The organism is Streptomyces swartbergensis, from assembly GCF_002148965.1.
GTDB lineage: Bacteria > Actinomycetota > Actinomycetes > Streptomycetales > Streptomycetaceae > Streptomyces > Streptomyces swartbergensis.
On record NZ_NGFN01000574.1, the window covers coordinates 1 to 2979 of the forward strand.

Here is a 2979-nt window from a genome sequence, read left to right on the forward strand (position 1 = left end):
GACAACGTCTCCGGGCACACCGTCACCAGCGGCATCCCCGTCGTTCCGCCCGGCGCGGCCTCGTCGTTCGGCCCGGGTGCGCCCGGCGACGGCCCCGTGCCCCACACGGCCCCGAAGCTGCCCGAGCCGGTCGCCCCGCCCCCGGCGAGCTCCTCGAAGGCGCCGAAGAAGAAGGGGCGCAACAAGCTCGTGCTGCTCGCCGCCGCCGTGCTGGTCGCCGCCGGCGGCGTCTACGGCGCCGGCCTGCTGATGAACCGCACCGACGTGCCCAAGGGCACCACCGTGCTCGGCGTCGACATCGGCGGCACGACCCGCGACGGCGCGGTCAAGAAACTCGACGACGCCTTCGACGACCGCGTGGGCAAGCCGCTGAAGCTGTCGGTGGACGGCAAGACCGTGTCCCTCGACCCGGACAAGGCGGGCCTCCAGTTCGACATGGACGCCACGGCCGACTCGGCGGCGAAGAGCGACTACAACCCGGTCTCCGTGATCGGCTCGCTGTTCGGCGACCACCGCGTCGTCAAGCCCGTCATGCCCGTCGACGAGGAGAAGCTGCACGCCTCCCTGGAGGATGCGGCGGGCGCCTCCGGCGCGTCGACGGACGGCACGATCGTGTTCAAGGGCGGCAAGGCCGTCCCCGTCTACGGCAAGGTGGGCAAGGGCATCGACCTCGCCAGGGCGACGACGGCGGTGGAGGAGGCGTACCGCACCCAGGTGGAGACCGGCACGCCCGGCACGGTGGACCTCCCGACCACCACCCGGCAGCCGACGGTCTCGAACGCCGAGGTCGACCGGATGCTCAAGGATTTCGCACAGCCCGCGATGTCCGACCTCGTCACCGTTCGCACCGACGCGGCCCACAGCATCGACTTCGGCCGCTTGTCCCTGCCGAAGATCCTGAGCTTCAAGGCCATCGACGGCAAGCTGGTGGACACGTACAACCTCAAGGCGCTCCAGGAGGCGTACGGCAAGACCTTCGAGGGCGTGCAGATCGAGGGCGCGAGCGGCAAGCGGGACGTCACGCCGCAGGACGTCGTCACCGCGCTGCGCGAGGCCCTGCGCGGCAAGACGCCGGCGGAGCGCGTCGGAGTCATCGACACCAAGCCGAACTGACCTCCGGCCACCCGCCGCACGAGAGCCCCTGCCCGGTGAGGGCAGGGGCTCTCGTCGTCACCCCGCAGACATGACAACTGTCACGCGGCACTCCGGACGCCCGACACTGCCACCGCCCACACCCCCGAGGCCACCATGACCGCATGACAACGACAGCCCCGGTGGTCGCGTTCGACCAAGTGAGCAAGGGCTACGGCAGCGTCCGGGCCGTGGACGGACTGACCCTGACCCTGCGCCCGGGCCAGACCGTGGCGCTGCTCGGCCCCAACGGCGCCGGCAAGTCCGCCACCCTCGACCTGCTCCTCGGCCTCAAGAAGCCCGACAGCGGCACGGTCCGCCTCTTCGGCACCAGCCCCCGGGACGCCATCGTCGCCGGGCGCGTGGGCGCCATGCTGCAGAGCGGCGGGCTGATGGACGAGGTCACGGTCGCCGAACTCGTGCGGCTCGCCTGCGACCTGCACCCGAAGCCGTACCGGCCCTCCGAGGTCCTGTCCCGCGCGGGCATCGAGCAGATCGCCGACCGCAAGGTCGACAAGCTCTCCGGCGGCCAGGCCCAGCGCGTCCGCTTCGCCCTCGCCACCGCCGACGACAGCGAGCTCATCGTCCTGGACGAGCCCACCACCGGCATGGACGTCACCACGGGCCAGGCCTTCTGGGCCACCATGCGCGAGCGGGCCGGCCGGGGCCGGACCGTCCTCTTCGCCACCCACTACCTCGAAGAGGCCGACGCCGTCGCCGACCGGGTCCTCGTCCTGCACCGCGGCCGGCTCCTCGCCGACGGCACGGCCGCCGAGATCAAGGCCAAGGCCGGCGCCCGCCGCATCTCCTTCGACCTCGCGGACACCGACGAGGCCGCCCTGCGCGGTCTGCCCTTCGTGACCTCCCTGACGGTCTCCGGCCGGACCGTCCGCATCCAGTCCACCGACGCCGACGCCACCGTCCACGCTCTGTACGGCCTCGGCCTCTACCCCCGCGACCTCGAAGTCGCCGGGCTCGGCCTGGAGCAGGCCTTCGTCGCGATCACGACCGCCGAGGAGGCGAAGGCGAAGTGAACAGCCTGATCAAGCTCGAACTCACCCGCGCCCTGCGCAACCGCAAGTTCCTGTTCGTCTCCGTGATCTACCCCTCGGTCCTGTTCCTGATCATCACAGGCTCGCCGAGGACCAGTCGATGGTCCGCGAGGCCCTGGCCACCCTGCTCGGCCTCGAAGCGGACATCGAGGTCGTCGCCCAGGTGGTCCGCGGCGACGAGGTCCTGGACGCGGCCCGCGAACACGCCGTCGACGTCGCCCTCCTGGACATCGAGATGCCCGGCGCCACGGGCATCGAGGCCGCGGCCCGCCTCCACGCCGAACTCCCGGCCGTGAAGCTGGTCATCCTCACCACCTTCGGCCGCCCCGGCTACCTCCGCAGCGCCATGGAGTCCGGCGCCGACGCCTTCCTGGTCAAGGACGCCCCCGCCGCGCGACTCGCCGAAGCGATCCGCAAGGTCCTCGCCGGCGAACGCGTCATCGACCCCACCCTCGCGGCAGCGGCCCTGGCAGAGGGCGCCAATCCCCTCACGGACCGCGAACGAGAAGTCCTCCGAGCAGCGGCAGACGGCTCCACCAACGCCGAACTGGCCACGGCCCTCCACCTCTCCCAGGGCACGGTCCGCAACTACCTCAGCACAGCCATCCAGAAGCTCGCGGTGAGAAACCGCGCGGAGGCAGTTCGAGCAGCACGGGAAAAGGGCTGGTTGTAAGCAAGGCCCCTACGGCGAGCAGCGTCAGTTGAGCATCGCCCGGGCCGCCGCGGCCTCCCCCCGCACCCGCTCGGCAGCCCCCTCATCCACCGCCCGTACAACATCCGCATAGGCCTCCAACTC

Annotated in this window: 2 protein-coding genes and 2 pseudogenes; all 4 read left to right on the top strand. The window is 71.5% G+C overall.

The features are described from left to right. Positions 1 to 1113, top strand: a pseudogene (locus tag CA983_RS42205) (hypothetical protein); the annotation flags it as partial. A 143-nt stretch (positions 1114 to 1256) separates the two neighbouring features. Then, on the top strand, positions 1257 to 2165 hold the full coding sequence (locus CA983_RS42210) for an ABC transporter ATP-binding protein (protein ID WP_086605929.1): 909 nt from the start codon (positions 1257 to 1259) through the stop codon (positions 2163 to 2165). Further along, positions 2162 to 2269: pseudogene (locus CA983_RS48650) on the top strand (ABC transporter permease); the annotation flags it as partial. The gene CA983_RS42210 and the pseudogene CA983_RS48650, both read left to right, overlap by 4 nt. Positions 2270 to 2283: 14 nt before the next feature. Then, complete coding sequence (locus CA983_RS42215; protein WP_086605930.1) at positions 2284 to 2856, top strand: response regulator transcription factor; 573 nt, start codon at positions 2284 to 2286, stop codon at positions 2854 to 2856. Positions 2857 to 2979 lie beyond the last annotated feature (123 nt).